We start from the raw sequence: 25,148 nt of genomic DNA, 5'->3' as shown, positions 1-25,148 counted from the left end.
TGGACAAAGTCCAAGTCAAGCAGATATCCAAACTCACACCTGTTCGGAAACTGGTCCCTTGCTGTTAGGCTGGTGGGTATGAGTGACCTGTTGGAACGCCTGCGCGGACGTGGATGGCGGATGACCGCGCAGCGGCGCGTCGTGGCCGAGGTCCTCGACGGCGAGCACGTTCATCTGACGGCCGACGAGGTGCACGCGCGTGCCGTCGCGAAGCTGCCGGAGATCTCCCGGGCAACCGTCTACAACACGCTGGGTGAGCTGGTATCCCTCGGCGAGGTGCTCGAGGTCGCCACAGACAAGCGCGCCAAGCGGTACGACCCGAACGCGCACCGGCCGCACCACCACCTGGTGTGCGCCAACTGCGGCACGATCCGCGACGTCCACCCGATGGGCAACCCGCTGGCCGACCTCCCCGACTCGGAGCGCTTCGGCTTCACGGTGTCGGACGTAGAGGTGACGTACCGCGGCCTCTGCCCGAACTGCGCGGCGGCGTAGCGGCGCTTCGCCGGCCTTGCGTGCGCCTGCACAAGGGGCGCATCACAACGCGTCACAAGGGACGCATCAACACACCGACGCATCAAACAAACCGAGGCCGGAAACCCTGTTGGGTTTCCGGCCTCGGTCTTTCAGTAGCGGGGACAGGATTTGAACCTGCGACCTCTGGGTTATGAGCCCAGCGAGCTACCGAGCTGCTCCACCCCGCGTCGGTGAACGCAACATTACGTCAACGACACGGACGGAGGCAAATCGCTTCAGCGGCCCCCGCTCCTCCGGTGCCCGCGGCGGCTCTCCGTCACGCCGACAGCTCCTCCCGCAGAGCGTCCCGCAACCGCGCCGCCCGCTCCGCCACCTCCGACGGCCCCAGCGACACCGCCCGGTCGGCCCACCGCTGCCCCTCCGCCAGCTCCCCCTGACGCGCGTAGACCAGCGCGAGGCGCAACGCCGCCCGACCGTGGCCGGCGTCGGCCGCCCGGGCCCACCACAGCGCGGCCTCCGGCTCGCTTCCCTCCCGCGCCAGCAGCAGCCCCAGATTGAACGCGCCGTTCCGCGACCCGCCCTCCGCCGCCTCCCGGTACCACCGCGCCGCCTCCACCACGTCCCCCCGCGCGGCGGCCAGCATCCCGACCCGTACCTGCGCCCGACGGTGCCCCTGCGAGGCCGCCCGCTCGTACCACTCCTCGCACTCGCTCTTCTCGTGCGACGGCTCCCCCAGCTCGTGCGCGGGCGCCGGGGGACGCCGCGCGTCCAGGAGCGTGGCCAGCCGGTACGCCGCCTCCGCGCTGCCGCCCCCCGCGGCGCAGCGCAGATGCCGTTCGGCCGTCTGCTCGTCGCCCTGGCGCAGCCGGGCGATCCCGACCTGGAGCGCCGCCTCGGTGTGCCCGGCGGCAGCCGCCCGCTCGTACCATCCGAGGGCCGTGCCGTCGTCGCCCCGCCCGGCGTAGAGGATGCCCAGGTTGAACGCGGCGTCCACGCTCCCCGCCTCCGCCGCCTTGGAGAACCACGGCTCCGCCCCCGTCGCGTCCCCGCCCTGCAGCAGCAGGATGGCGAGCGCGTTCGCCGCCTCCCGATGCCCGGCGTACGCCGCGCGCCGGTACCACTGCTCGGCCTGCGCGGTCCGCCCCTGCTCGGCACAGAGGAGCCCCAGGTTGTACGCGCCGTTGACATCGCCCGCGTCCATCGCCGCCCGGTACCACCGCTCGGCGGTCTGCGTCTCTCCACGCTCGGCGTGCAGGGCGCCCAGCGCGTTCGCCGCGTTGCCGTCGCCCTCCTGGGCGGCTCTGAGCCACCACACAGCGGCGCTCTCGGTGTCCCCCGCGTCCCGCAGCAGGAAGCCGAGCGCGCAGGCGGCCCGCGCCTCGCCGTCCTTCGCACTGGTCAGGTACCAGCGACCGGCCTCCTTCAGATCGCCCCGCCTCTCCAGGATCGCCCCGAGGTGCAGCGCCGCCCGCCGGTGCCCGCGCGCGGCGGCCTGGCGGTACCACTGCTCGGCCTCCTCGAGCACGGACGTCTCGACACCGTTGTCAGCGCCGGCCTCCTGCTCGCACAGCGCCCTGCGGTCGAGCGTTCTCGCCAACCGGTACGCGGCCTCACGGTGCCCGCGCTCCGCGGCGGCCCGCATCCACTGCTCGGCGCTGTCGTCACCACGGTGCTCCAGCAGATCGGCGAGCGCGTACGCGCCCAGAACATGCCCCTGCTCGGCCGCCTGGCGCAGCCAGTACTCGGCCGCCGGCTCGTCGCCGCGCTCACGGTGGTGCCGTCCCAGCGCGTGCGCGGCCGCAGCGGACCCGGCGACGGCGGCGATACGCCACCAGCCGGCCGCCTCCTCGGCGTATCCGCGCTGGTGCAGCAGGACACCCAGGTTGTTGGCGGCGGCGCGGTCACCCGCGGCGGTGGCGGCGCGCAGCTGGGGCTCGGCCCCGTCGAGATCGCCGCGGCGCAGCAGCATGGCCCCGAGGACGCTCATCGCCTGGACGTCGCCGGCCTCGGCGGCGAGCCGCTGCCGCGCCTCCTCGGCCGCCTCACCGGCCTCGTCCCTCTCGACGGCCTGCTCGACGGCTTGGTCAACGGTCGGGTCGACGGAGGAATCGGCACAGGAATCGGCCGAGTGATCGACGGACTGGTGGACGAGCCGGTGGGCGGACATGTCGGCGGACTGCTCGGCCGGCCGGTCCGCGAGCCGGTCGGCGGACCGCACAAATCGGCCCGTCCCGAACAGAGTTGCCTTGTCCCCCATAACGTCCATCGTCGCACCACCTGCAACCTGGGTACACCTGGTATACCGCAGCCAGTGAGGTCACTTCAGCGTTTTGTCGACATGCCCACAGAGAGACAAGTGAAACACAGAAGTGGCCAACTGCCCCCACAAGCAGCCGCATTTCAGGCAAGTCGCCTGGTCACGCCGTACGCCCCTCGTGTCGCACACACGTCGAGGGCCCGGATCCACGATCAGGATCCGGGCCCTCGACTTCAGTAGCGGGGACAGGATTTGAACCTGCGACCTCTGGGTTATGAGCCCAGCGAGCTACCGAGCTGCTCCACCCCGCGCCGTTGTTCTTACACCGTATCACGGCACGGGAGGAGCCCTGGTTCAGCCGCCGCCGGAAGCGCTCGGGGAACTGCTGGGCGAACCGCTCGGGCTGCCGCTCGGCGAACTGCCGGGCGAGTTGCCGGGAGTGGCGGAGGGACTGCTGCCGCTCGCGCCGCCGCTGCCTCCGCCACTGGTCTTCCCGGCCTTGGTCTGGGCCTCCTCGGCCCGCTTCAGCGCGTCCTGGAGGTCCTTCTGCGCCCGCCCGTACGCCTCCCAGTCGCCCTTCTTGAGGGCTTCCTGGCCGGCGTCGAAGGCCTTCTGGGCGTCCTGGAGCGCCTGTTGGACGGTCGGGTTGCCGGGCGTCGGCGGTTTGCCGGTCCCGGTGTCCGGCGGCGGGGTGGGACCCTGTACGCCGAAGACCTTGTTGAGCGCCTCGTCGAGCGTGTCCTCGAACGCGGTGTTGCCGCCGTAGGTCACCAACACCTTGCGCAACAGCGGGTACTTGAGCCCGCCGCCGCGGACGTAGACGGGTTCCACGTACAGCAGTCCCCCGTCCAGCGGCACGGTCAGCAGGTTGCCGTACTCGATGTCGGAGTCGCCGCCCTTCAGCAGCCTGATCGACTCGGCGATGCTCTGCTCGGAGTTGAACTGGCTCTGGACCTGCTTCGGCCCGTCGACCGTTCTGCTCGTCGGCAGCTTCAGGATTCTGATCTTGCCGTAGTCGGGGGTGCCCGCCTCGGAGTCGACCGCCATGAAGGCGCTCAGGTTGTCACGGCCGTTCGGCGTGAACGTCGTCGTCAGGGAGAACGCCTGCGCCTGCTGGTCGGGCATCTTCATGCTGAGGTAGTACGGCGGTACCGCGTTGCCCGTCTTGTTCGTCGGGTCGTCGGGCACCTGCCAGACCTCGCTGCCGCTGAGGAACGTCTGCGCGTCCTTGACGTGGTAGCGGGTCAGCAGCTCGCGCTGGACCTTGAACAGGTCCTGCGGGTAGCGCAGATGGGCCATCAGCGACGACGAGATGTCGCTCCGCGGCTCCACGGTGCCCGGGAAAGCCCTCATCCAGGTCTTCAGGACGGGGTCCTCGGTGTCCCACTGGTAGAGCTTGACCTCGCCCGTGTACGCGTCGACGGTCGCCTTCACCGAGTTGCGGATGTAGTTGACCTGGTTCTGCTGGGCCATCACCGCGCGTTGGGTGTTGCCCGCGGTCAGCGAGTCGGCCGTCGTGTCACCCAACGTCGTACGGGAGGAGTACGGATAGCCGTTCGACGTCGTGTAGGCGTCTACGATCCACTGGATGCGGCCGTCGACGACCGCGGGGTAGGCGTCACCGTCGATGGTCAGCCACGGCGCTACCGCCTCGACGCGCTCCTTGGGTGTGCGGTTGTAGAGGATCCGCGAGCCGTCGCCTATGGCGCCGGAGTAGAGGATCTGCGGCTCGCTGAATGCCACCGCGTACGCGGCCCGGTTGATCGGGTTGGAGAGGCTGACCCCGCTCTTGCCCTGGTAGCTGGTGGTCTTCTCGCCGTTGTCGTCGGAGTAGTCGATCTCCTTCTGGGGGCCGCCGACGATCGAGTACGTGGTGGTCTTCTCGCCGTAGTAGATCCGCTGTTCGTACGTCCCGAGGTCACCGGTCGACGGCAGGTCGGACTCGGTGAAGACGGGCTGGCCGTTGGCGTCGGCGGTGGTGCCCTTGGCGGCGACCACACCGTAGCCGTGGGTGTAGCGGAAGTGGTCGTTGATCCAGTTGTTCTTCGGAATGCCGTTCAGGTTCAGCTCACGCAGACCGATGACCGTGTCCTGGTCCTTGCCGTCCTTCGTGTACCGGTCGACGTCCAGGTTGGTCGGGAACGCGTAGTAGTTCTTCATCTGCTGGAGCTGCTGGAACGTCGGCGAGACGATGTTCGGGTCCAGCAGGCGGATGCTCGCCGTGGCGTCCGCGCCGTCGCGCAGCGTGCTCTTGTCCTTGGTGCTACTCGTCCCGGCGTACTCGCTGACCTGGGCGTCGTCGATGCCGTAGGCCTCGCGGGTCGCCTTGAGGTTCTTGTCGACGTACGGCGCCTCCTTGGCCTGCTCGTTCGGCTGGACCTGGAACTTCTGGACGATCGCCGGGTACAGCCCGCCGATGAGGATCGCCGAGAGCACCATCAGGCCGAAGCCGATCACGGGCAGCTGCCAGGTGCGCCGCCACAGGGTGGCGAAGAACAGCAGCGCGCAGATGACCGCGATGCAGAACAGAATCGTCTTGGCCGGCAGGTAGGCGTTCGCGTCGACGTACCTCAGGCCCGTCCAGTTGCCGGTCGCCTTGAAGTCGCTGGACTTGACCGCCAGTCCGTACCGGTCGAGCCAGTAGGCGACCGCCTTCAGGGCGACGAAGACACCGAGCAGCACGGACAGGTGCCCGGTGGCGGCGGCCGTGGCGCGCGCTCCCGGTGAGGTGATCCTCAGCCCGCCGTACAGGTAGTGGGTGAGCGCGGCGGCGATCAGCGACAGGACCGTCGCGGCGAAGCCGAAACCGAGCAGGAAGCGGTACCAGGGCAGGTCGAAGGCGTAGAAGGAGACGTCCAGGTGGAACTGGGGGTCCTTCTGGTGGAACGGCACGCCGTTCACCCACATCAGCCAGGTCCGCCACTGGCTGGACGCCGAGGCGCCCGCGACCAGGCCCACCAGGGCGGTGATCCCGAGCAGCAGCCACGTCTTGTAGGGCGCGATCCCCATCCGGTAGCGGTCGAGGCTCTGCTGCTCCATGGACATGGCGCTCAGCGGCGGACGCAGCCGGTGCGCGAGCCAGATGTTGACGCCGACCGCTGCCGCCATCAGCAGACCGAAGACGAAGAAGAGCCCGATCTTGGTCCACAGGGTGGTGGTGAAGACGGACGAGTACTTCACCGACCGGTACCAGAGCCAGTCCGTCCAGAAACCGGCGAACATGACGAACGCCATACCGAGGACGGCGAGGACCCCGAGCGTCATGAGCAGGGTCCGGGCCCGCCCGGACGGGCGGCCCCCTCTGATCCGTGGCCCCGTCGGGCCTCCGCCGCGGTCGGGCATCTGGAAAGCCAAGGTGCGCACCTCGAAGTTCGCTGTTGATCCGAGTTGATCCGTCAGGCCCCCGTGAACGCGGACCATGGATGAGGCTCCACGATCACGGAGCCTCACCTATGCAACTTACTGGCGCTTTACTCGGTTCCCGCTTCCGGGTGGGAACGAGGCAGGATTGTGACCATGTCCAACACTCCCATGGCAGCGAACCCGCTCACCCGGGCCGTGCTCGAGATCGACGAGTACGCCTCCGGCCTCGGCTGGGACCAGCCCGCTCGCCTCTTCGCCCTCGTCGACACCGCGCGCCTGCGGACCGAGGAGCCCGCGCTCGCGACCCAGCTCGGCCTTCAGGACGAGCCCGAGGCCGCGGGTCTCACCCCGATCGAGCAGGACGAGATCCCTGCCGACCGGCCGCTGGACGAGTTCCTCGGCACCATCGCCTGGCCCGACGCGGTGGCCGGCTGTGCGCTCACGGTGGAGCGGCTGATGCTGCCGCCGTCCGCGGAGTCCCAGGTCCCCCAGGGACTGAGCGAGAAGAAGCTGGCCGCCTGGGTCGCCGAGCACCCGGAGCGCCAGGAGGTGCGGATGACGGTGGCGGTGCTGCGGGACGGCGCGCGGGAGTCGGCGCTGCGGCTGCGCGAGAAGGATTCCGCGACGGAGGTGCTGACGGGCCCGGACCTGGTGCCGGGCCTGGCAGAGGCACTGGCGGCGACGTTCGAGGACTGAGGGTTCGGCGTACACATGGGTGGGGGCGCCCGGAGGTTTCCGGGCGCCCCCACCCATGTGAAGACTCCTGCTCGTCAGCCCTTGCCGGTGCACTTCGGCAGATCGGCGGTCTTGCCGGTGCGGATGTCCTTGAGGGCGTTCAGGGCGTCCTCGATGGTGTTGACCTTGACGAGGGTGAGCCCCTTGGGGGTGTCCTCGGCGGCGGCCGCGCAGTTGTCCTTGGGGGTCAGGAAGTACTGGGCGCCCTTGCTGCGCGCGCCGACGGTCTTCATCTCGACGCCGCCGATCGGCCCGACCTGGCCGTCGTCGTCGATGGTGCCCGTGCCGGCGACGAACTTGCCGCCGGTGAGACTGCCCGGGGTGAGCTTGTCGTAGATGCCGAGCGCGAACATCAGCCCGGCGCTCGGTCCGCCCACGTCGGCGAGCTTGATGTCGATGGTGAACGGGAACGTGTGATCGGTTGCGGCGGAGATCCCGACGATGGCCCGCTCCCTGCCGGTGTCGTGGGACTTCGTCGTGGTGATCGTCACATTCCGTGTTTCGGTGGCCGTCTTGTGCGCCTTCTCGGCGGCGGCCTGCTCCTTGGCGGGCACGATCGTGAACACGACTTTCTCGCCGGGCTTGTGCTTGGTGACCAGCTTGGCGACGTCCTCGGGTACCTTCACGGCACTGCCGTCGACGGCCTTGATGACATCACCGGCGTGCAGCTTGCCCTCCGCGGGCGATCCCTTGAGCACGGTGGAGACGATCACCCTGGACTTCACCGGGATGCCCAGCTCCTTCAGGGCGGCGACCTTGGCGCTCTCCTGGGACTGGCTGAACTCCTCGGCGTTCTCCTGCGTGGACTGCTGTTCGGTCTTGCCGTCCGGGTAGAGCGTGTCGTGCGGGACCACCTTGGTGTCGTGCGCCAGCCAGCCGTAGACGGCCTCCACCAGGTTCATGTTGTAGTCGGCGCTGGTGACCCGGACGGTCGTCATGTTCAGGTGTCCGGTCGTCGGGTATGTCCTGCGCCCGGAGATCTGCAGCACCGGCTGGCCGTCGTGGTCGTCCAGGGTGTTCACCGTCGGCCCCGGGGACATCTCCGAGTACGGCACTTTGATGAACACTCCCGCACACAGGAGCGCGATCAGCATCAAGGTGGAAGCGAGCATCGTCGCGGTGCGGCGTGGCATGGAACGACAGTACGGGACGGTGCTGTCAGCGGACCGTCAGGGCCGTCCGTACGAGCACGGGCGGCCCCTGGATCATCGGCGCGCTCAGCCGCCCGAGTGGGACTTCTCCATGGCCTCGCGGAAACGCGCGTACCCGGCGAGCTCGGAGCCGTCGCCTGCGGCCTTGCGGTTCCGACTGGCCCAACTGCCCCACAGTCCTGCACCGATCGCAGCCATAAGCGGAATCAGCAACCAGGCGAGCGCCGCCATGCCGACCTCCCAACCCCGATGAGCGACCGCAACTGACTGATCAGCAGATTAATCATCCGCAATGTCAACGCTCACGCGAGGGGTGCGGTTACGCAACCGGAGCCCCGGTGAGAGGTTGGTTAACCCCAGGAGAGGTATCCGCTCCCCCGCTCAGCAGGCACCCACCCGCCCTCCCGTCGCCCGACCACCACCCCTCGACGACGGCGCTACGCGCCGACCCATTCATCGGTGCCGTCGGAGAACCTCTGGTGCTTCCAGATGGGCACTTCGTGCTTGAGGTCGTCGATGAGCTTGCGGCAGGCCTCGAAGGCCTCACCCCGGTGGGGACACGCCACGGCGACGACGACGGCGAGATCACCGACACGCAGGTCCCCCACGCGGTGCACCGCCGCGAGCGCCCGCACGGGGTACTCGGCGACGACCTTCTCGGCGATGCGCCGCATCTCGGCCTCGGCGGTCGGATGGCACGAGTACCCGAGCGCGTCGACGTCGGCCCCGCCGTCATGGTTGCGCACGGTCCCGACGAACAGCGCGATCCCTCCGGCGGCGTCGTCCCCGACGGCCCGGAAGACCTCGTCGACGGAGAGGGGGGTGTCCCGAACGGCCAGCAGCTTGATGGGCTCGTCCGCCACCTGCTCACCGGGGTGATCACTGTTGGGTGCCATGCCCCCATCGTGCCGTACGCCTCCGACAACCGGGAACAGCCCGCTGTGCTCGGCTCAGCGGAGCCCGACCACATCCAGACCGTCCGGAGCGCCCGCTCGAAGAGCTCGGCAGAGTTGGAGGACGAGGCCGAAGGCAGATGAGCGGGGCCTGGGGACGCAGTCCCCGAGCAGGGGGCCAGGGGACGCAGTCCCCGAGCAGGGGGCCAGGGGACGCAGTCCCCGAGCAGGGGGCCAGGGGACGCAGTCCCCGGCGAGGGTCCGGGGGCGGAGCCCCAGGGAAGGGAAGGGTGAGAGCGGCGGGGGCGATCCCTCGGCCCAGCCATCCCTCAGCCCCTCCGCCGTGCCTTCCGTGCCCTCCGCACCACCGCCGCCGCACCCAGCAGAGCGACCGTCGCCCCCGCGGCCCCCGCCGCCGTCGCGTCCTTGCGTCCCAGCCGCCGCCCCACCACGGTGTGCCGCCCGGCCACCTCCTCCAGCAGCTCGGCCAGCACCTCCTCGTTCGTCCACTTCGGCCGCCACCCGGCGTCGTGCAGCCGACTCCCGCTCACGACCCACGGGTACATCGTGTACGCGAGGTCCCCGGCAGGCGACGGCGTCAGCCCGATCCGGTGCAGCCGGGCCGCCGCGCCCAGCGCGACCGCGGACGGCAGCTCCATCCGCCGGATCCCGCTCAGCTCTTCGACCTCCTCCTGCTCCAGCCACCCCTCGCACCCGACGGCCAGTTCCCCCTCCACCTTCTCCAGAACGGCGTGCTCCAGGGCACTGCACAGGTCCTCGACGTGGCAGAACTGCCACGCCGGCCGCGACCCCGCCACCACCAGCAGCCGAGGCGACTCGAAGTACCTGGTCAGCGCCGTGTCCGTGCCCCCGACCAGCACAGCCGGCCGCACCACGGTGACGTTGAGCCCCGGATGCGCCCTCGGCGCCCGCCGCGCGAGCCGCTCGATCTCCAGCAGGTCTCCGACCCCGGTCGCCTCCGCCGTCGCCCGCAGCTCGGCGTCCTCCGACAGCGGCAGCTCGTTGTCCGGCAACGCCCCGTAGACCATGGCGGACGTGCACAGCACCACCCGGTGCACCCCGGCGGCGGCCGCCGCCGTCAGCACGGTCTGCGTTCCGCGCACGTTGTACGCCGTGCGCGCCGCCGGGTCCGTCTCCAGGTCCAGGTCGAGCGCCAGGTGCACCACCACGTCCGCGCCCCGCAGCTTCTCCGCGATCGCCGGGTCCCGCACGTCCAGGATGTGCCACCGCGCCGCCGCGCACTCCCCGCGCCGCTCGTCGATGGCGACGACCTGCCTGATCTCGTCGGACGCGGCGAGCCGCTCGGTGAGCAGCGCGCCGACCCCGGACGCGGCGCCGGTGACCGCGACGACGGGCCCGCGGCGGGCAGTCGACTCGCCGGCGCGAAGCGCCGTCCTTGAGGGGCGGTCTTCGGGCGACGGGTGGGATGAATGGTTTCGCGCTGCGCGAACCTGCGGATCTGGGGAACTCACCGGGCGTCTCCAGCGGTTGTCTTCCATACGGACGCAAAGCACGCGTGCGTACCAGGTGGCATCCATCCTGCCGCAGGCCGGGAGTCGACGAAGCACCCAGGCCCGATCGGGTCAAGGTGTCTACGCTGGGTGGTGTTGTCGGGCAGCCAGCCGCCGGAAGGAACCGGTGGCCTTACCAGCCGAGGAATCCCGTGAGTGACACCCCATTCGGATTCGGCCTTCCGCCGGAGGAGCCGGAGAACGGCGACGAGGGCAAGAAGAAGGACCCGCAGAGCGGCGGTGGTCAGGGACCGGCCAACCCGTTCGGCTTCGGGCTGCCCGGAGCCGGCGGTGCCGGCGCCGACAACCCGCTCGCAGCGATGTTCGGTTCCCTGAACCCCACCGACCTGGGCGCCGCCTTCCAGCAGCTGGGCCAGATGCTCTCCTACGAGGGCGGCCCGGTGAACTGGGACATGGCCAAGCAGATCGCCCGCCAGACGGTCTCGCAGGGCACCCCCGACGGCACCAAGGACCAGAGCGTGAGCCCCGGCGAGCGCTCCGCGGTGGAGGAGGCCGTCCGCCTGGCCGACCTGTGGCTCGACGACGCGACGTCACTGCCGTCCGGCTCGGGCTCCGCGGTGGCCTGGAGCCGCGCGGAGTGGGTCGAGGCGACCCTGCCGGTGTGGAAGGAGCTCGTCGACCCGGTCGCCGAGCGCGTCGGCGCAGCCATGGGCGACGTCCTGCCGGAGGAGATGCAGGCCATGGCGGGCCCGCTGATCGGCATGATGCGCTCCATGGGCGGCGCCATGTTCGGTACGCAGATCGGGCAGGCCGTCGGCGTGCTCGCGGGCGAGGTCGTCGGCTCCACCGACATCGGTCTGCCGCTCGGCCCGGCCGGGAAGGCCGCGCTGCTGCCGCTGAACATCGAGGCGTTCGGCAAGGACCTGGGTGTGCCCAAGGAGGAGGTGCGGCTGTACCTCGCGCTGCGCGAGGCCGCCCACCAGCGTCTGTTCGCGCACGTGCCGTGGCTGCGCTCGCACCTGTTCGGCGCCGTCGAGGGCTACGCCCGCGGCATCAAGGTCGACACGGCGAAGCTGGAGGACGTGGTCGGCCAGTTCGACCCGCAGAACCCGGAGGAGCTGCAGCAGGCGCTCCAGCAGGGCATGTTCCAGCCGGAGGACACACCGGAGCAGAAGGCGGCCCTGGCCCGTCTGGAGACGGCGCTGGCGCTCGTCGAGGGCTGGGTCGACGCGGTGGTGCACGCGGCCGCGAAGCCGCGCCTGGCCTCCGCGGACGCGCTGCGCGAGACGCTGCGCCGCCGTCGCGCCTCGGGCGGCCCGGCCGAGCAGACGTTCGCCACGCTGATCGGCCTGGAGCTGCGCCCGCGCCGGCTGCGGGACGCCTCCCGTCTGTGGGCGTCGCTCACGGACGCGCGCGGTGTGGACGGCCGGGACGGCCTGTGGGCCCACCCGGACATGCTGCCGACGGCGTCCGACCTGGACGACCCGGACGGCTTCGTGCACCGCGAGCAGCTCGACTTCTCCGAGCTGGACAAGATGCTCGGCGAGGCGGCGGACGGCTCCGCTCCGAAGCCCGACCTGAAGAAGAAGGACGACGGCGCAGCCGAGGACGACGACGCCGAGTGAGCCTCTACGACGACGCGGTCCTCGTGCTCAAGTCCTACGAGGACCAGGAAGAGCTGCGCCAGGCGTATCTGGACCACCTCCAGGCGCACCCGGACGGCATGTGGAAGTCCTGTGCGGACGGGCACATCACCGCGAGCGCACTGGTGATCGACCCCGAGCACGGCCGGGTGCTCCTGACCCTCCACAAGAAGATCCGGATGTGGCTGCAGATGGGCGGCCACTGTGAGCCGGACGACGTGACGCTGGCGGACGCCGCACGCCGTGAGGCGACCGAGGAGTCGGGCATCGAGGGACTGATCCTGCTGCCCGGCGGGCCGGTGCGCCTGGACCGGCACCACACGCCGTGCGCCTGGCACCTCGACGTCCAGTACGCGGCGCTCGCCCCGGCCGGTGCCGTGGAGGCGATCAGCGACGAGTCCCTGGACCTGCGCTGGTTCCCGTACGCGGAGGTGGCGGACGTGGCGGACGAGTCCGTCGTACGGCTGCTGGAGGCGACGCGCGCCAGGCTGTGAAGGTGTGAGCGGGTGAGGGGTGACCGCCACTGCGGTCACCCCTCACTCATGCTCAGCTCCAGACGTTGCCCTGGTTCTGTCCCCGTGCCCCCTGCTGCCCCATGCCGAACTGCGCGGCCAGCCCCTGCCCGATCTGGGCGTTCTGCGGCGGCAGCAGCTCGCTGGGCTGCACGAGCGCGAAGCCGTTGCCCATGAAGCTGAGCTCCCAGCCCTCACCGGTGGTGCCCCGGCGCCGCCACACCCCGGAGGAGTGCGTCTGGGCCTGCATCTGCACCCGCAGGCCGGTGGACCAGGCGACGATCGCGTCGGCGTCGCAGTTGACGTACTTGTCCGGGGTGACCTGCATCAGCAGTGGCGCACCCGACGTCATCAGCGCGACCTTGCCGCGGCCGGTGATGTTGAGCTGGTACTTGCCGGAGCCGGAGATCCCGTACAGGCTGTCGACGGCGATGACCTCATAGTGCAGCGAGGAGTCCATCGCGAGGACGTAACTGCTGTCGACGGTCAGCCCGTCCTGCTCGACATCCATGATGTGCACGTGCTGGGCGAGGTTGGCGAGGTAGACGGTGCCCTGTCCGTGACAGCGCATCAGGTCCAGGCCCTCACCGGTGTGCGCACGCGCGCGCCGCTGACCGCCGCTCTGGTACTCGGCGTCGAACTCGATCAGCCCCTGGTAGGCGACCATGGTGCCCTTGCGCGCCAGGACGTCGTCGTGGCCCTCCAGCAGGACGCGCAACATCTGCGGGTTCTGCAGGCTGTAGCGCTCCTGGGTCTGCTGCTCGTTGTAGGCGAAAAGCGAGCTCTGCATGGTGTGCGGTTCCCCCCTCAGCCCCGGATCCGGAGGCGGTCGGTGCTGTCCTCGCTGGGCTGGACGACCACGATGCCCTGCCCGGAGAACGCCATCTGGTAGGCCTCGCCGCTGCCGCGCCCGATGAGCGACTGCGCCTTGAAGCTGCGCTTGCCCTTCACCTTGAGGTTCGGGGACCAGGCGACGAGGGCGTCCGGGTCGACGTACGTCTCGTCCTCGCCTCCGCCGCAGTCGACCACGATCGGGGTGCCCCGGGAGGTCAGGGCGACCCAGCCCTGCCCGGAGATCTTCGTGTTCCACAGGCCCTGTCCGGCGAACTTGGCGAGGCCCTTGACGCGTTCGACGCCCCACTGCAGGTGGGCGTCGAAGGCGAGGAGGTTGGTCGCGTTCACGGAGATCGCATCGCCGCCCAGGTTGATGACGACGACGTTCGCCCCGTAGTCGGCGAGGTAGAGCAGACCGTCGCCGGAGCACTTCATCAGGGGCGCGCCCTCACCGGTCATCCAGTCGCGCGCGATCTGGCGCACGGCGGGCGGGTTGGGCTCGTACTGGATGAACCCTTCGTAGGCGACCATCGAGCCCACGCGCGCGAGGAGGTCGTTTCCGGTCTGCATGGCGACCTTCAGCATGTGGCTGCCGTGGTTCTCCATGCGGGCGGTGACGGGTACGGGGGCGTAGCCCGCGATCGGCTGGTTCATGACGGGCTCCCTCAGACCTCGTACGGCTGGACGACGACGAAATTGCCGGGCGCGGCGCGGAACTGCAGGTTGACGCCCTCACCGGTGTGGCCCGGGTAGGCGTTGCGGCGCATGCGTACCTGGCTGGAGACGATCACCTGGGCGGCGGCCGACCAGGCGACGACGGCGTTGGAGTCCACGAACGTCGTCGGGGTGACCGGCAGCACCACGGGTGCGCCGTGCGTCTTGACGACGATCGTGCCGGTTCCCTGGAACTGCATGGTGAACAGGGCGCCCCCGGGGATGCCGTGCCCCTCGATGCGCCGCACCTCGTACTGGAGGGATTCGTCGAAGGCGAGGACGTTCTCCGCGGAGACACAGATCGCGTCCCCCTGGAGCTCGATCGGGTGCAGATCGGTGGCGTTCTCCGCGAGGAACACCTGTCCCTGGCCCGTGCAGCGCATGAGCTGCATCTCCTGGCCGGTGGCGTTGCCCACGATCCGCCCGGCGAAGCCGGCGCCCTTGTAGCCGAAGTCGACCTTGCCCTGGTAGAGCACCATGCTGCCCTGGCGGGCCAGTACCGGCTGGCCGCCGATGCCGAGGTCCACGCGGACGAGCTTCTTGTTCTGCTGCGTCCAACGCTGCCCGGTGGGCGTCTCCTTGAAGGCCTGCAACGCGGCGGCCACACCGGCGGCCTGCGGAGCGCCCTGGGGAGCGCCGTACGGGGAGGGGGCGCCGGGCGGGGCCGGGTACTGGCCGGGAGCCTGGCCGTACGGCGGCTGCTGTGGGTATCCGGGTGGCATCGACGCGGCCGGCTGCTGTCCGTATCCGGGCGGGGGGCCGGGCGGAGCGGGCGGCTGGGCGTGGGGCGCCGGGCCCGGCGGCGGCACGGCTCCGGCGGGAGGCGTGTTCAGGGGCGCGACGATGGTGGGCGCGGCGTGCACGGAGGGCGCGGGCGCGGGGGCGTGCGGAGTGGCTCCCTGGGGCGGCGCGTAGCCCTGGGGGGCGGCGGGCTGCGGCATCGGCGCGGGAGCGGGTACCGGAGGTGCGGGGGGCGCGGGCGCCGGGGCAGGTGCGGCCGGGGCGGCGAACGCCGGCGGGGCGAACCCCGGGGCGACACCGGTCTGCGGCTGCTGCGGGGCGGGCGGCTGCTCCTCCTCGAGGACCTCCCCGCCGAAGTTCTTCAGCAGTGCCTCGAGGCCACCGTCGAAACCCTGACCGACCGCGGCGAACCGCCAGACGTCCTTGAGGTAGAAGTCGCCCAGCATGACGGCGCGTTCGGTGGTGAACTCCGAGCCGCTGAAGGGGTAGCGGGCCACTTCCTCGCCGCCCGCGACGATACGCAGGTGTCCGGGGCCGATCTGCGACATCTGTCCGGCGCCGTCGATCGTCGCCGTGAAGGACAGCTTGTGGATGTGCGGCGGGATCCTGTCGAGCGTGACCCTGAAGGACTCCGTGTCCCCCGCCTGCGGACCCAGGAGCTGAATGGCCTCCTCCGGAGTCTTCGGCTGGTTGAAGAAGACGAAGTACCGGTCGTCCGAGAGCCGTTCGTCGGCATCCAGGCCGAAGCAGCTGATGTCGAAGGTCAGTCCGGGCCCGGAGATCTGCACGCCTACGTACAGGTCCGTACCCGGCGTGAGGTCACTGATCCTGGCCTTGTGGCCGCGTTGGAATTCCCTGGCCATGCGTAACGACCGTCCCCCATCCCGAATGCGAGTGCGTCGCGCCAGGCTAACGGCAAACGCACGGAGCGGAGTGAGCCGGTACAGACCCGGTACACAACCGCATCGTCGCGACAACCCGGCAGCTTCTCGGCACTCCGCGGCGTGGGCGCGGAGCATGGAAATGACCCGTACGACCGCTGAGGACGGTGTGGGCGGGTCGCCTCTACTCCTCGTCCTGCGCCGGCTGGTACGGCAGCCGGTCGGCCGCGACCACCCCTTCCAGATAGCCGCGGGCACGCTCGGTGCGCGGATACGCCTCCAGCAACCGCCAGAAACGCGGCCCGTGTCCGGGTACGAGCAGATGTGCGAGCTCGTGCAGCAGGACGTAGTCGATGACGTACTCGGGCATGCCCTGCAGCCGGTGCGACAGACGGATGCTGCCCTCGGTCGGGGTGCACGAGCCCCACCGTGTGTTCTGGTTGGTGACCCAGCGGACCGAAGCGGGCCGCGCCCGGCCGTCCAGGTACTGCAGCGACAGCCGCTCGGCGCGCTCGGCCAGATCGGCGTCGCCGATCACCCGGCGGCTCTCCTGGGCGGCCAGCTTGTCGAGCATGACGGTCACCCAGCGCTGCTCCTCCGCCTTGGACATCCGGGCGGGGATGAGCACGACGGTGCGATCGCCCTCGCGGTACGCGGACACCGTCCTGCGGCGTCGCGCGCTTCTGCGAACCTCGATCGCGCTCGTCCCCGAGCCGCTCGGCGGCTGGCTCGTCGTGCTGCGCTGTGGCTTTCCGGCACGGTGCGGTGGGTCGGCGGGCACGCCCCGACGTTACCCGCTGCACACGAGGGAAGTCCCGCCTCCGGCGCGGTTCCGCGCTGATCCCCACCCCGCACACTTGATTCGTATGACGAACGCCTCAGCCTGTGGACAACTTTCGGCACGCTCCCGCTGCGTCCAGGCATGCTGGCATGCGTCGACGGACCGACACATCCGCCGTCATAGGACGACTTACTGACGCATTACGGACTACGGGGGCCGGTCATGCATCCGATGGTGAAGCCCGCGCTGCGGCGCGGCTGGCGCGATCTGAACACCGTCCAGTTCGGGATGGCACCCGCGCACGCGATGGTGCTGGGCCCGGTGGACACCGCGACGGGCAGCTTCCTCACCCTGCTCGACGGCACCCGCGGGCTGCCGCTGCTCCGCGAGGAGGCCCGCCGCATGGGCCTGCCGGACGGACACGTCGACGCGCTCGTGGGCAACCTGTCGGGCGCGGGCCTGCTCGACGACGCCACCGGCGGTGGCCCGCAGGCCGACACCATCCGCGGCAAGGCGACCGTTCTCGATCGCCTCCGTGCCGATCTGGCATCCCTGTCCCTGGTCACCCGCTCACCCGGAGAGGCCGTCCGGCGTCTGGCCGCCCGCCGCTCCCTCCGCGTCCAGGTCCGCGGCGCCGGCCGTGTGGGCGTCCTCCTCGCCTCACTCCTCGCGGGCGCCGGCGTCGGCGAGATCGACGTCCGCGACACGGGCTGCGTCGAGCCGTGGGACGTGGCCCCGGGTGGCCTGCCGGCGGACGCGATCGGTGAGCGCAGAGAGGAGGCAGCACGCCGCGCCGTCCGCGCGGCCGCTCCCGACCGGCCCCCGCGACGGGCACACGCCGCGCGCCGCTCTCTCCACGACGACCCGGATCCCGGCTTCTCGCTGGTGATCCTCGCCCCGCGTGACGGCGTCGAAGTGCACGCTCCCGACCCGCTCAGCGCCGAACCGCTGATCACCTCGGGAACACCCCATCTGTTCGCGGGTGTCGCGGAAGGCACGGGCATCGTCGGCCCCTTCGTCCTGCCGGGCGAGACGAGCTGCGCCGGCTGCCTCGACCGGGCGCGCGCCGACCGGGACGAGACCTGGCCACGTCTGGTCGCCCAGTGGCGCTCGGGGCGCCCGCCCCAGGTTCAGGCGTGCGACCTGGCGTTGGCGACCGCCGTCGCGGGAGTCGCCGCCGGGCATGCGCTCGCCTTCCTGGACGGCTCCGAGCCCGCTAGTTCGGGCGCACGCTGGGAGGCGTCCGTGCCCCGGTTCGACTGGCACGCTCGGCCGGTGTGGGCGCATCCCGCATGCGGGTGCGGCGCGGCGGAGAGAGGTAAGGAAGGACACACCTCCGAGGAGGAGGATCCGCGCGAGACAATGGCGGAGCAACGGCCGTCGAGGAACCTCTCCCGCAAGGCACACGCGGCACGGCTGTCTGGGACTTGGAGGGCGCATGTCTGATCTTCCCCGGAAGGCGGTCACCCGGACCGCCAAGCTCGCCGCACTCCCGCTCGGCTTCGCCGGGCGGGCGACCTGGGGACTCGGCAAACGGATCGTCGGCGAGTCCGCGGAGATGGTCGGCCGCGAACTCCAACAGCGCACAGCCGAACAACTGTTCAAGGTGCTCGGTGAGCTCAAGGGCGGCGCGATGAAGTTCGGGCAGGCCCTGTCCGTCTTCGAGTCGGCGCTCCCCGAAGAGGTCGCCGGCCCCTACCGCGCGGCCCTCACCAAGCTTCAGGAGGCGGCCCCGCCGATGCCGACCCGCACGGTGCACGGGGTCCTCGAGGAGAGGCTCGGCGCGGACTGGCAGGAACTGTTCCTGGAATTCGAGGACAAGCCGTCTGCGGCGGCCTCGATCGGGCAGGTGCACCGCGGGGTGTGGCACGACGGCCGTGAGGTCGCGGTCAAGGTCCAGTACCCGGGCGCGGGCGACGCCCTGCTCTCCGACCTGAACCAACTCAGCCGTTTCGCCCGTCTGCTGGGCCCTCTGATCCCGGGCATGGACATCAAGCCGCTGATCGCGGAGCTGCGCGACCGGGTTTCGGAGGAGCTGGACTACGGGCTGGAGGCGCAGGCACAGCGGGCCCACGCGGAAGAGTTCGCGGGCGACCCCGACGTCACGGTGCCGGCGGTGGTGCACCAGTGCGAGCAGGTCCTGGTGACCGAGTGGATCGACGGCATACCGCTGTCCGAGGTGATCTCCGACGGCACCCCGGAGCAGCGGGACCGCGCCGGGCAGTTGCTGGCCCGCTTCCTCTTCTCCGGCCCGGCCCGTACGGGCCTGCTCCACGCGGACCCGCATCCGGGCAACTTCCGTCTCCTGCCCGGCCCCCGCCGCGGTGACGGGGAGGACGGCTGGCGCCTCGGCGTCCTGGACTTCGGCACGGTCGACCGCCTGCCGGGCGGCCTGCCCACCCCGATCGGGCACTCCCTGCGCATGACCCTGGAAGGCGACGCCCAGTCGGTCTACGAACTGCTCTGCGAGGAGGGCTTCGTCAAGGAGTCCATCGCACTCGACCCGGCCGCGGTCCTCGACTACCTCCTCCCGATCATCGAACCGGCGCAGGCGGACGAATTCACCTTCACCCGCGGCTGGATGCGCAGCCAGGCGGCCCGTATCGCCGACCCGCGCTCACCCGCCCACCAGTTGGGCAAGCAGCTCAACCTTCCTCCGGCCTACCTCCTCATCCACCGGGTGACCCTGAGCACGATCGGCGTGCTGTGCCAGCTGGGCGCGACGGTCCGCCTGCGTGACGAACTGGAGGAGTGGCTGCCGGGCTTCCTGCCGGAGGAGGCAACGGAGGAGGAGCCGGCGGCGGAAGCCTGACCGGCCTGGGCCGGCTATGGGCCGGGCTGCCCCCGGGTAACCGGTTCGGCCCGGCTCTCCCAACGTGCCGCAGGGGCCGACCCCTCGGGCCGGCCCCTGCGTGGTTCTCCTGGTGCCGACGGCGGTCGGCTACTGCATCACGGCCATGGCGAGCGCTCGGCGGGCGCGCAGCGAGGCGCGCTCGGCGCGGCGCTGCATCCGGCGGGCCACCGCCAGACGCACCGCCTGGCGTTCCCGCTCGGCCTCGCGCAGCCGCTCGTGCATATGCGCACGAGCCAGGGCTTCTGGGATGAGTTGCATCTCTCGGGTCCTGTTCTGACGCGAGTCGTTCGCGCCGGTGGTGGTGACGTCTGGGATCGCGGAGCCCATGGGCTCACTCGTGGACGGCTTCATCGGGGCCTGCTTCTTGGGGTCGTGCGTGAGGGGGCGGTCGATCGTTCCTGTGGTGTTCATGCCGTGACCGGGTTCTTGCGCGGGCGGCCACGCGGCCGCTTCCGGGCGACGACGACACCCTGGACGAAGAGCTCGCCACCCCAGACGCCCCAGGGCTCACGCCGCTCCTTGGCGCCGGCGAGGCAGGCCTCGATCAGCGGGCAGGTACGGCAGAGGGACTTGGCGTACTCGACGTCGGCCGGCGACTCGGCGAAGAAGACCTCAGGGTCGTACGAGCGGCACGGGACGGGTACGCCGAGGTTCTCGATGGCGTCGTCGAGCGCGGTCAGCGCGGTGAGCGGGGTCAAGGTGGAGTCCTCCGTGAGGCCGGGCGGGGGGATCGTTTCGGAAGGCGGTACGGACGGGGCGTGCGCTTCGAGTTGCACGGTTCGTCTTCCTCGTCTGGTCGTTCCGGTCCGATCGGACCGGGTGGCGGCTGGTACCGGGTCTTTTCTTGTCCCGAGGCCCCTTCGCTCCGCCGTCCCCGTTCGGGGAAAACAGAAGGGCCGCGGATCCCGGATGGGGTTCCGCGGCCCTGAAGGCGCCGGCCTGATCATCGATCAGGCTGGATCACTCCAGGGTTCTGGCCCACGGAAGGCCCACATCAGGTGGTGCTGCGTCGTCTGCTTCCGGAATCCGGCACCGGCCGCCGCAAAGGCATAGGCCTGGGCCTGTGCCACTACTGCTTCCAGTGCCTTGGTCGGTCGCTCATTGCGCTCGCGGATGGGAAGAACCGCGAGAGACAGGGAGGACGCCGGACGCACGGCACGAATGCCGGACAGACCGGTGCCCAGGTCGGAGGCGCCGAGCATGCACGTGGAGACGACCGAGCGATCGGTCAGTTTGGCGGTGCTGGTGGAGCTGGTGTTGATGCTGATCACTTCAATCGCCTCCTCTCGGCGTCTTGGGGGACTGGGGTGAGCCAGTCCGACGGATATGCAAGTACAACACGGAATCAGGGCCTCCGAGAAGGCCGCTGTCCCCGTGGCTAAGAACCTATGGGGATCGCCGGGGCATGCGCAAACTATTTTTTCGACGAGTTGGTCTCAGTCACCGTTGTCCTGTTCCCCGACATCGCGACCTGCGCAGATGGCCAGAACATCGGCTCCGTAGCGGCCCAGTTTGCGCGCTCCGACCCCCGGGATGCGGGCCAGTTCACGTTCATCGGCGGGCACGGCCTCGGCGATCGCGATCAGCGTTCGGTCGGTGAAGACGCAGAACGCGGGCTGCCCACTGCGCTGCGCCTGCAGCGCCCGCCACTCACGCAGCCGTTCGTACAGGCCCTCGTCCATGTCGGAGGGGCAGTCGTCACACCGCATCAGCTTCATCTCCCCCGCGTCGGACAGCGTGCGCCCGCAGACCCGGCAGCGGGCCGGAGTTCTGCTGGTACGGCGTGGGGTGAGGGCCGTGGCGGCCGCGCTGAAGGCGCTGACGCCCCGTTCGATGCCTCCGGTGCCCCCGGTGGAGGTACGGCCGGTGGTGGCGGAGGAGCCGGGACGCAGTCCGTCGAGGAAGCGGCTCGGCCGTCGGACCGGGCGGCCACCCGGTGAGCGGGACAGGGACCAGGAGACGTGCAGGCGTTCCCTCGCCCGGGTGACGCCGACGTAGAGGAGGCGTCGCTCCTCCTCGATCTGCTCGTCGGTCCTCGCGTAGGTGATGGGCATCATGCCCTCGGCGACCCCGACGACGAAGACGGCGTCCCACTCCAGCCCCTTGGCGGAGTGCAGGGAGGCGAGGGTGACGCCCTGCACGGTCGGGGCGTGCTGGGCGTTCGCCCGTTCGTCGAGTTCCGCCACCAGGTCGCCGAGGGTGGCGTCGGGTTTGGCCGCGGCGAAGTCCTGGGCCAGATTCACGAGCGCGGCCAGCGACTCCCACCGCTCTCTGACGGCTCCGGAGCCCGCGGGCGGCACGGACGTCCACCCTTCGCCCGCAAGGACGGCACGCACCTGGGAGGGCAGGTCGACGGCGTCGTCGAGGAGGGAGTCGTTCGCGCCGAAGCGGGCGGCGCCGCGCAGGGCGACGCCGGCCTTGCGCACCTCGGGGCGGTCGAAGAACCGTTCGGCGCCACGGAGCTGATAGGGCACTCCGGCGTCCGCGAGGGCTTGTTCGTAGATCTCGGACTGGGAATTGGTGCGGAACAGGATGGCGATCTCGGACGCGGGCACACCGTCGGCGAGCAGGTCGCGGATGCGGCGGGCGGCGCCCTCCGCCTCGGCGGGCTCGTCGGCGTACTCGGTGTAGACGGGCTCGGGGCCGGGGTCACGCTGCGAGACCAGTTCGAGGCGGTGCTCGGCGGCGCGGCCCCGGGCCTGGGCGAGCAGGCCGTTGGCGAGGTGGACGACCTGCGGGGTGGAGCGGTAGTCCCGGATCAGCTTGACGACCGTGGCTCCTGGGTGGCGGATACGGAAGTCGAGCAGGTGGTCGGGCGTGGCGCCGGTGAAGGAGTAGATCGTCTGGCTGGCGTCGCCGACCACGCACAGGTTGTCGCGGTCGCCGAGCCACAACTCCAGCAGACGCTGCTGCAGGGGGCTCACGTCCTGGTACTCGTCGACGACGAAGTGCTGGTACTGGGCACGGACCTCCTCCGCGATGTCGTGCCGGTCCTGGAGGATGCCGACGGTGAGGAGGAGGACGTCCTCGAAGTCGATGACGCCGCGCTCCCGCTTGAGGTCTTCGTAGGCGGCGTAGAGCTGGGCGATCTCGGCGGGGTCGCGGGGCGCTTCACGGCCGGTCTTGGCGGCTGCGGCGGCGTAGTCGGCGGGGACGGTCTGGGTGACCTTGGACCATTCGATCTCGGCCGTGACGTCCCGTAGCTCGTTGCGGTCGAGTCGGATGCGGCAGGCGGCGGCCGCGTCCGCGACGATCTGGACCTTGCGGTCGACGATCTTCGGAAGCCTGCCGCCGATCGCTTTCGGCCAGAAGTACTGGAGCTGGCGCAGGGCGGCGGAGTGGAAGGTGCGGGCCTGGACTCCGGCGGCACCGAGCTGGCGGAGGCGCCCGCGCATCTCGCCCGCGGCACGGTTGGTGAACGTGACAGCGAGCACGCTGGAGGGCTGGAGGATGCCGGCCCTGACCCCGTAGGCGATGCGGTGGGTGATGGCCCGCGTCTTACCGGTACCGGCCCCGGCCAGCACGCACACCGGGCCGTGCAGGGCGGTCGCCACCTCGCGCTGCTCGGGGTCGAGCCCCTCGAGCACGGCGTCCGCCCCGCTCGGCGGAGCCGAGTGCGGGGAACTGCCGGGAACCCGGGAGAAGAGGGTGGAATGCCTTGCTGCTGTCACCCCGCCATGCTGCCAGGTCGGCGGAGGCGGGTGCGGCGGTTGTCCACAGGGGGACGGTCGTAGTCGTACTAGTACGACCACGACAGCCATCACACCCGGCGACGGCCGTCACATCGGTGCGGACGTCGGCGCGGGCTGGGAATGGCGGAACCTTCACGAACGTTGCCTCCTCAGCGACCACGCACCCTAGCCGTAAAGGAGCGCAACCGACATGTCGGGCACTGTGACGATGTACAGCACCTCGTGGTGCGGCTACTGCCGTCGGCTGAAGAGCCAGCTGGACCGTGAGGGCATCGTGTACGACGAGATCAACATCGAGCAGGACCCGGAGTCGGCCGCGTTCGTGGAGAAGGCGAATGGGGGAAACCAGACGGTCCCGACCGTGCTGTTCCCGGACGGCACGACGCTGACCAACCCGTCGCTGGCGCAGGTCAAGCAGAAGATCGGCGCATAACGGCCGCAGGGTCTCGCCCCCTGCGCGGAAGGCGGCTCCTGAGATGGCTCAGGAACCGCCTTCTTGTGGTTTGTCCCAGATCAACGTGTACCGCCACAGGAGCCGGCGTCGGAACCGGCAACCGGGCAGCAGTTGCCGGACGGTCTTCCGGACCTGGCCCCAGTGCATGGTCGAGTCCTCGATCGGCATGCCGACCGGGCCGCGCTTGCCTCCGCGCAGCAACGCGTGAAGCCGGCTCGCCGGCACGCCGCAGCCACTGATCACCCAGTCCAGGGGCGTCCGGTTGTACGCCAGCCCGACGATCACCAGTCGGCCGCCGGATGCCGTGAGCCGCACCAGACGCCCCACCGCCGCCTCGAAGGCCGCGTGATGGACGACGGCGACCGCGCTGACGAAGTCGTACCCGCCTTCCGGCAGCGAGGCGTCATCGAGGTAGTCCGCTTCGAGGAACGTGACGTTCGGGGGCACGTCCCGGCGCGCCAGCCGGATCATGTCCGGCGAGCGGTCCACGCCCGTGACGGACCCCGCCCTCGACGCGAGCTTCCGGGCGAGCAGGCCGTCGCCGCAGCCCACGTCCAGAGCCGTGCCGCAGTCGTCGGGGACTGCGGCGAGGACCGCGGGGTGGTAGTGGACGTTGTGGTTCCAGTACGGGTCGTTCGTGCGCGCCGGCACCGGGTCAGACGCTTCGGGTCGGCAGGGGCTTGCCGTACCAGAGCTCGATCAGACGGGCCGCGATGGAGATGCCGTACGGCGGGAGGACCTCTCCGGTCTCGAACGCGGAGCGCAGCTCCTCCCGGGAGAACCAGCGTGCCTCGTGGATCTCGTCCCCGTCGACGTCGATGTCCGTGGTGGTGGCGTGCGCGAGGAAGCCGAGCATCAGGCTGGACGGGAAGGGCCAGGGCTGACTGGCGATGTACTGGACCTCTCCGATGGTGATGCCGACCTCTTCGAACACCTCGCGCCGCACCGACTGCTCGATGGACTCCCCCGGTTCGACGAAGCCGGCGAGGGTCGAGAAGCGGCCCTCGGGCCAGTGCACCTGTCGGCCGAGCAGGATGCGGTCGTCGTCGTCAGTGACCGCCATGATCACAGCCGGGTCGGTGCGCGGGTAGTGCTCGGCGCCGCAGGCGGGGCAGCGGCGAATGTGGCCGGCGGCCGCGATGACCGTGCGCTCGCCGCAGCGTGAGCAGAAGCGGTGCAGGCGCTGCCAGTTCTCCAGCGCGACCGCGTGCACCATCAGGCCCGCGTCGCGTGGCGACAGCAGCAGTCCGGCCTCGCGCAGGCCGGCCGGGCGCGCCGACTGGTCCATACGGCCGGGAAGTGCGTCCTTCTGGAGGGCGAAGTAGCTGACGCCGTCCGCGTCGGTGCCCAGGAAGTAGCGGTGGGCCTCGGTGAGCGGTGCCTCGAAGGAGGGGGTCATGACCAGTTCGGTCCGGCCGTCCGGCGTCTCGTCGATGAGGGCCTGGCCCCCGGAGACCACGAAGCAACGCGTCGAGGGGTGGCTCCATGCCGCGGCGAGCCATGCCTCGTCGAGCCGGTGGTGGGCGGCCCGGTCGATGCCGCTCGGCGCGGTGAGCGAGATGGGCCGGTCGGCGGTGTGGTCGGTCCAGGTGGTCACGAGTGCTTCCAACTCCCCCGGTGCAACGGTGGTTTCGGCGGGCGGTTCAGCAAGGCGTAGGTCGGGCGGGGACCGG

At 70.5% G+C, this 25,148-nt stretch carries 23 protein-coding genes and 2 tRNA genes; 7 read left to right on the top strand and 18 right to left on the bottom strand.

Annotated elements, in window-relative coordinates; translation table 11 throughout:
- Positions 1 to 78: 78 nt before the first annotated feature.
- Complete coding sequence (locus SY2F82_RS13335; protein WP_200419219.1) at positions 79 to 495, top strand: Fur family transcriptional regulator; 417 nt, start codon at positions 79 to 81, stop codon at positions 493 to 495.
- Between the two features lie 135 nt (positions 496 to 630).
- Here SY2F82_RS13335 and SY2F82_RS13330 read toward each other — a convergent pair.
- The 4 genes from SY2F82_RS13330 to SY2F82_RS13315 all read right to left on the bottom strand — a co-directional run bounded on the left by SY2F82_RS13330 (position 631) and on the right by SY2F82_RS13315 (position 6,076).
- Positions 631 to 704, bottom strand: a tRNA-Met gene (locus SY2F82_RS13330).
- A gap of 89 nt (positions 705 to 793) precedes the next feature.
- Positions 794 to 2,743 carry a tetratricopeptide repeat protein gene (locus SY2F82_RS13325; protein WP_374707151.1) on the bottom strand — a complete coding sequence of 650 codons (1,950 nt, stop codon included), beginning with the start codon at positions 2,741 to 2,743 and terminating at the stop codon, positions 794 to 796.
- A gap of 228 nt (positions 2,744 to 2,971) precedes the next feature.
- Positions 2,972 to 3,045, bottom strand: a tRNA-Met gene (locus tag SY2F82_RS13320).
- A gap of 43 nt (positions 3,046 to 3,088) precedes the next feature.
- Positions 3,089 to 6,076 (bottom strand): UPF0182 family protein, encoded by a 2,988-nt coding sequence (locus SY2F82_RS13315; RefSeq protein WP_200419445.1) that lies wholly within the window; start codon positions 6,074 to 6,076, stop codon positions 3,089 to 3,091.
- A 174-nt stretch (positions 6,077 to 6,250) separates the two neighbouring features.
- Between SY2F82_RS13315 and SY2F82_RS13310 the strand changes: the two genes are divergently transcribed.
- Positions 6,251 to 6,793 (top strand): PPA1309 family protein, encoded by a 543-nt coding sequence (locus SY2F82_RS13310; protein ID WP_236041391.1) that lies wholly within the window; start codon positions 6,251 to 6,253, stop codon positions 6,791 to 6,793.
- Between the two features lie 74 nt (positions 6,794 to 6,867).
- On the opposite strand, the gene SY2F82_RS13305 is transcribed toward SY2F82_RS13310, so the two are convergent.
- The 4 genes from SY2F82_RS13305 to SY2F82_RS13290 form a co-directional block, all read right to left on the bottom strand.
- Positions 6,868 to 7,965 carry a PDZ domain-containing protein gene (locus SY2F82_RS13305; RefSeq protein ID WP_200419217.1) on the bottom strand — a complete coding sequence of 366 codons (1,098 nt, stop codon included), beginning with the start codon at positions 7,963 to 7,965 and terminating at the stop codon, positions 6,868 to 6,870.
- Positions 7,966 to 8,049: 84 nt separating this feature from the next.
- Positions 8,050 to 8,214 carry a hypothetical protein gene (locus SY2F82_RS13300; protein ID WP_200419216.1) on the bottom strand — a complete coding sequence of 55 codons (165 nt, stop codon included), beginning with the start codon at positions 8,212 to 8,214 and terminating at the stop codon, positions 8,050 to 8,052.
- 206 nt (positions 8,215 to 8,420) lie between these two features.
- Positions 8,421 to 8,879 carry a molybdenum cofactor biosynthesis protein MoaE gene (locus SY2F82_RS13295; protein WP_200419215.1) on the bottom strand — a complete coding sequence of 153 codons (459 nt, stop codon included), beginning with the start codon at positions 8,877 to 8,879 and terminating at the stop codon, positions 8,421 to 8,423.
- 326 nt (positions 8,880 to 9,205) lie between these two features.
- Complete coding sequence (locus tag SY2F82_RS13290; RefSeq protein WP_200419214.1) at positions 9,206 to 10,369, bottom strand: SDR family oxidoreductase; 1,164 nt, start codon at positions 10,367 to 10,369, stop codon at positions 9,206 to 9,208.
- Positions 10,370 to 10,560: 191 nt separating this feature from the next.
- On the opposite strand from SY2F82_RS13290, the gene SY2F82_RS13285 reads away from it, so the two are divergent.
- The gene (locus SY2F82_RS13285) at positions 10,561 to 11,994 is read left to right on the top strand and encodes a zinc-dependent metalloprotease (RefSeq protein ID WP_200419213.1); all 1,434 of its coding nucleotides are present in this window, start codon (positions 10,561 to 10,563) and stop codon (positions 11,992 to 11,994) included.
- Positions 11,991 to 12,506 carry an NUDIX hydrolase gene (locus SY2F82_RS13280; protein WP_200419212.1) on the top strand — a complete coding sequence of 172 codons (516 nt, stop codon included), beginning with the start codon at positions 11,991 to 11,993 and terminating at the stop codon, positions 12,504 to 12,506. Before SY2F82_RS13285 ends, SY2F82_RS13280 begins: the two co-directional genes overlap by 4 nt.
- A 52-nt stretch (positions 12,507 to 12,558) precedes the next feature.
- Here the strand turns inward: SY2F82_RS13280 and SY2F82_RS13275 are convergent, their stop codons facing one another.
- The 4 genes from SY2F82_RS13275 to SY2F82_RS13260 form a co-directional block, all read right to left on the bottom strand.
- On the bottom strand, positions 12,559 to 13,314 hold the full coding sequence (locus tag SY2F82_RS13275) for an AIM24 family protein (protein ID WP_200419211.1): 756 nt from the start codon (positions 13,312 to 13,314) through the stop codon (positions 12,559 to 12,561).
- Between the two features lie 17 nt (positions 13,315 to 13,331).
- Positions 13,332 to 14,012 (bottom strand): AIM24 family protein, encoded by a 681-nt coding sequence (locus SY2F82_RS13270; protein WP_200419210.1) that lies wholly within the window; start codon positions 14,010 to 14,012, stop codon positions 13,332 to 13,334.
- 11 nt (positions 14,013 to 14,023) lie between these two features.
- The gene (locus SY2F82_RS13265; protein WP_200419209.1) at positions 14,024 to 15,676 is read right to left on the bottom strand and encodes a TerD family protein; all 1,653 of its coding nucleotides are present in this window, start codon (positions 15,674 to 15,676) and stop codon (positions 14,024 to 14,026) included.
- Positions 15,677 to 15,878: 202 nt separating this feature from the next.
- Positions 15,879 to 16,475 carry a M48 family metallopeptidase gene (locus SY2F82_RS13260; RefSeq protein WP_200419208.1) on the bottom strand — a complete coding sequence of 199 codons (597 nt, stop codon included), beginning with the start codon at positions 16,473 to 16,475 and terminating at the stop codon, positions 15,879 to 15,881.
- Between the two features lie 222 nt (positions 16,476 to 16,697).
- On the opposite strand from SY2F82_RS13260, the gene SY2F82_RS13255 reads away from it, so the two are divergent.
- Together SY2F82_RS13255 and SY2F82_RS13250 are read left to right on the top strand one after the other, a co-directional pair.
- Entirely contained in the window at positions 16,698 to 17,921 is a 1,224-nt protein-coding gene (locus tag SY2F82_RS13255) for a TOMM precursor leader peptide-binding protein (RefSeq protein WP_200419207.1), read from the top strand.
- Positions 17,914 to 19,287 (top strand): AarF/ABC1/UbiB kinase family protein, encoded by a 1,374-nt coding sequence (locus tag SY2F82_RS13250; RefSeq protein ID WP_200419206.1) that lies wholly within the window; start codon positions 17,914 to 17,916, stop codon positions 19,285 to 19,287. The genes SY2F82_RS13255 and SY2F82_RS13250 overlap by 8 nt, the downstream gene beginning before the upstream one ends.
- Positions 19,288 to 19,416: 129 nt before the next feature.
- Here SY2F82_RS13250 and SY2F82_RS13245 read toward each other — a convergent pair whose 3' ends face one another.
- The 4 genes from SY2F82_RS13245 to SY2F82_RS13230 form a co-directional block, all read right to left on the bottom strand.
- Complete coding sequence (locus SY2F82_RS13245; RefSeq protein ID WP_200419205.1) at positions 19,417 to 19,740, bottom strand: hypothetical protein; 324 nt, start codon at positions 19,738 to 19,740, stop codon at positions 19,417 to 19,419.
- Positions 19,737 to 20,105, bottom strand: a complete 369-nt coding sequence (locus SY2F82_RS13240; RefSeq protein ID WP_019072119.1) for a WhiB family transcriptional regulator — start codon at positions 20,103 to 20,105, stop codon at positions 19,737 to 19,739. Before SY2F82_RS13240 ends, SY2F82_RS13245 begins: the two co-directional genes overlap by 4 nt.
- A 174-nt stretch (positions 20,106 to 20,279) precedes the next feature.
- A complete protein-coding gene (locus SY2F82_RS13235) occupies positions 20,280 to 20,600 on the bottom strand; it encodes a hypothetical protein (protein WP_200419204.1) in 321 nt (106 codons plus the stop codon).
- A gap of 165 nt (positions 20,601 to 20,765) precedes the next feature.
- Complete coding sequence (locus SY2F82_RS13230) at positions 20,766 to 23,090, bottom strand: ATP-dependent DNA helicase UvrD2 (protein WP_200419203.1); 2,325 nt, start codon at positions 23,088 to 23,090, stop codon at positions 20,766 to 20,768.
- Positions 23,091 to 23,211: 121 nt separating this feature from the next.
- Here SY2F82_RS13230 and SY2F82_RS13225 point away from each other — a divergent pair, with 121 nt between their 5' ends.
- Positions 23,212 to 23,454 (top strand): mycoredoxin, encoded by a 243-nt coding sequence (locus SY2F82_RS13225; protein ID WP_200419202.1) that lies wholly within the window; start codon positions 23,212 to 23,214, stop codon positions 23,452 to 23,454.
- 48 nt (positions 23,455 to 23,502) lie between these two features.
- Here SY2F82_RS13225 and SY2F82_RS13220 read toward each other — a convergent pair whose 3' ends face one another.
- Both SY2F82_RS13220 and nudC read right to left on the bottom strand, forming a co-directional pair.
- Positions 23,503 to 24,126 carry a bifunctional 2-polyprenyl-6-hydroxyphenol methylase/3-demethylubiquinol 3-O-methyltransferase UbiG gene (locus SY2F82_RS13220; protein WP_200419201.1) on the bottom strand — a complete coding sequence of 208 codons (624 nt, stop codon included), beginning with the start codon at positions 24,124 to 24,126 and terminating at the stop codon, positions 23,503 to 23,505.
- A gap of 4 nt (positions 24,127 to 24,130) precedes the next feature.
- Entirely contained in the window at positions 24,131 to 25,072 is a 942-nt protein-coding gene (gene nudC / locus SY2F82_RS13215; protein ID WP_200419200.1) for an NAD(+) diphosphatase, read from the bottom strand.
- Between the last annotated feature and the right edge of the window lie 76 nt (positions 25,073 to 25,148).

It is taken from the genome of Streptomyces sp. Y2F8-2 (assembly GCF_014905555.1).
Taxonomy (GTDB): domain Bacteria; phylum Actinomycetota; class Actinomycetes; order Streptomycetales; family Streptomycetaceae; genus Streptomyces; species Streptomyces cynarae.
The sequence above is the reverse complement of the archived record's forward strand: the minus strand, read 5'-3'. Positions and strand labels throughout refer to the sequence as shown.

What these genes read in the sequence shown, in the direction of transcription:
- SY2F82_RS13335 (WP_200419219.1), top strand. Translation starts at nt 79, where the DNA reads ATGAGTGACCTGTTGGAACGCCTGCGCGGACGTGGATGGCGGATGACC.
- SY2F82_RS13325 (WP_374707151.1), bottom strand. Translation starts at nt 2,743, where the DNA reads ATGGACGTTATGGGGGACAAGGCAACTCTGTTCGGGACGGGCCGATTT.
- SY2F82_RS13315 (WP_200419445.1), bottom strand. Translation starts at nt 6,076, where the DNA reads ATGCCCGACCGCGGCGGAGGCCCGACGGGGCCACGGATCAGAGGGGGC.
- SY2F82_RS13310 (WP_236041391.1), top strand. Translation starts at nt 6,251, where the DNA reads ATGTCCAACACTCCCATGGCAGCGAACCCGCTCACCCGGGCCGTGCTC.
- SY2F82_RS13305 (WP_200419217.1), bottom strand. Translation starts at nt 7,965, where the DNA reads ATGCCACGCCGCACCGCGACGATGCTCGCTTCCACCTTGATGCTGATC.
- SY2F82_RS13300 (WP_200419216.1), bottom strand. Translation starts at nt 8,214, where the DNA reads ATGGCGGCGCTCGCCTGGTTGCTGATTCCGCTTATGGCTGCGATCGGT.
- SY2F82_RS13295 (WP_200419215.1), bottom strand. Translation starts at nt 8,879, where the DNA reads ATGGCACCCAACAGTGATCACCCCGGTGAGCAGGTGGCGGACGAGCCC.
- SY2F82_RS13275 (WP_200419211.1), bottom strand. Translation starts at nt 13,314, where the DNA reads ATGCAGAGCTCGCTTTTCGCCTACAACGAGCAGCAGACCCAGGAGCGC.
- SY2F82_RS13270 (WP_200419210.1), bottom strand. Translation starts at nt 14,012, where the DNA reads ATGAACCAGCCGATCGCGGGCTACGCCCCCGTACCCGTCACCGCCCGC.
- SY2F82_RS13265 (WP_200419209.1), bottom strand. Translation starts at nt 15,676, where the DNA reads ATGGCCAGGGAATTCCAACGCGGCCACAAGGCCAGGATCAGTGACCTC.
- SY2F82_RS13255 (WP_200419207.1), top strand. Translation starts at nt 16,698, where the DNA reads ATGCATCCGATGGTGAAGCCCGCGCTGCGGCGCGGCTGGCGCGATCTG.
- SY2F82_RS13250 (WP_200419206.1), top strand. Translation starts at nt 17,914, where the DNA reads ATGTCTGATCTTCCCCGGAAGGCGGTCACCCGGACCGCCAAGCTCGCC.
- SY2F82_RS13245 (WP_200419205.1), bottom strand. Translation starts at nt 19,740, where the DNA reads ATGAACACCACAGGAACGATCGACCGCCCCCTCACGCACGACCCCAAG.
- SY2F82_RS13230 (WP_200419203.1), bottom strand. Translation starts at nt 23,090, where the DNA reads ATGGCTGTCGTGGTCGTACTAGTACGACTACGACCGTCCCCCTGTGGA.
- SY2F82_RS13225 (WP_200419202.1), top strand. Translation starts at nt 23,212, where the DNA reads ATGTCGGGCACTGTGACGATGTACAGCACCTCGTGGTGCGGCTACTGC.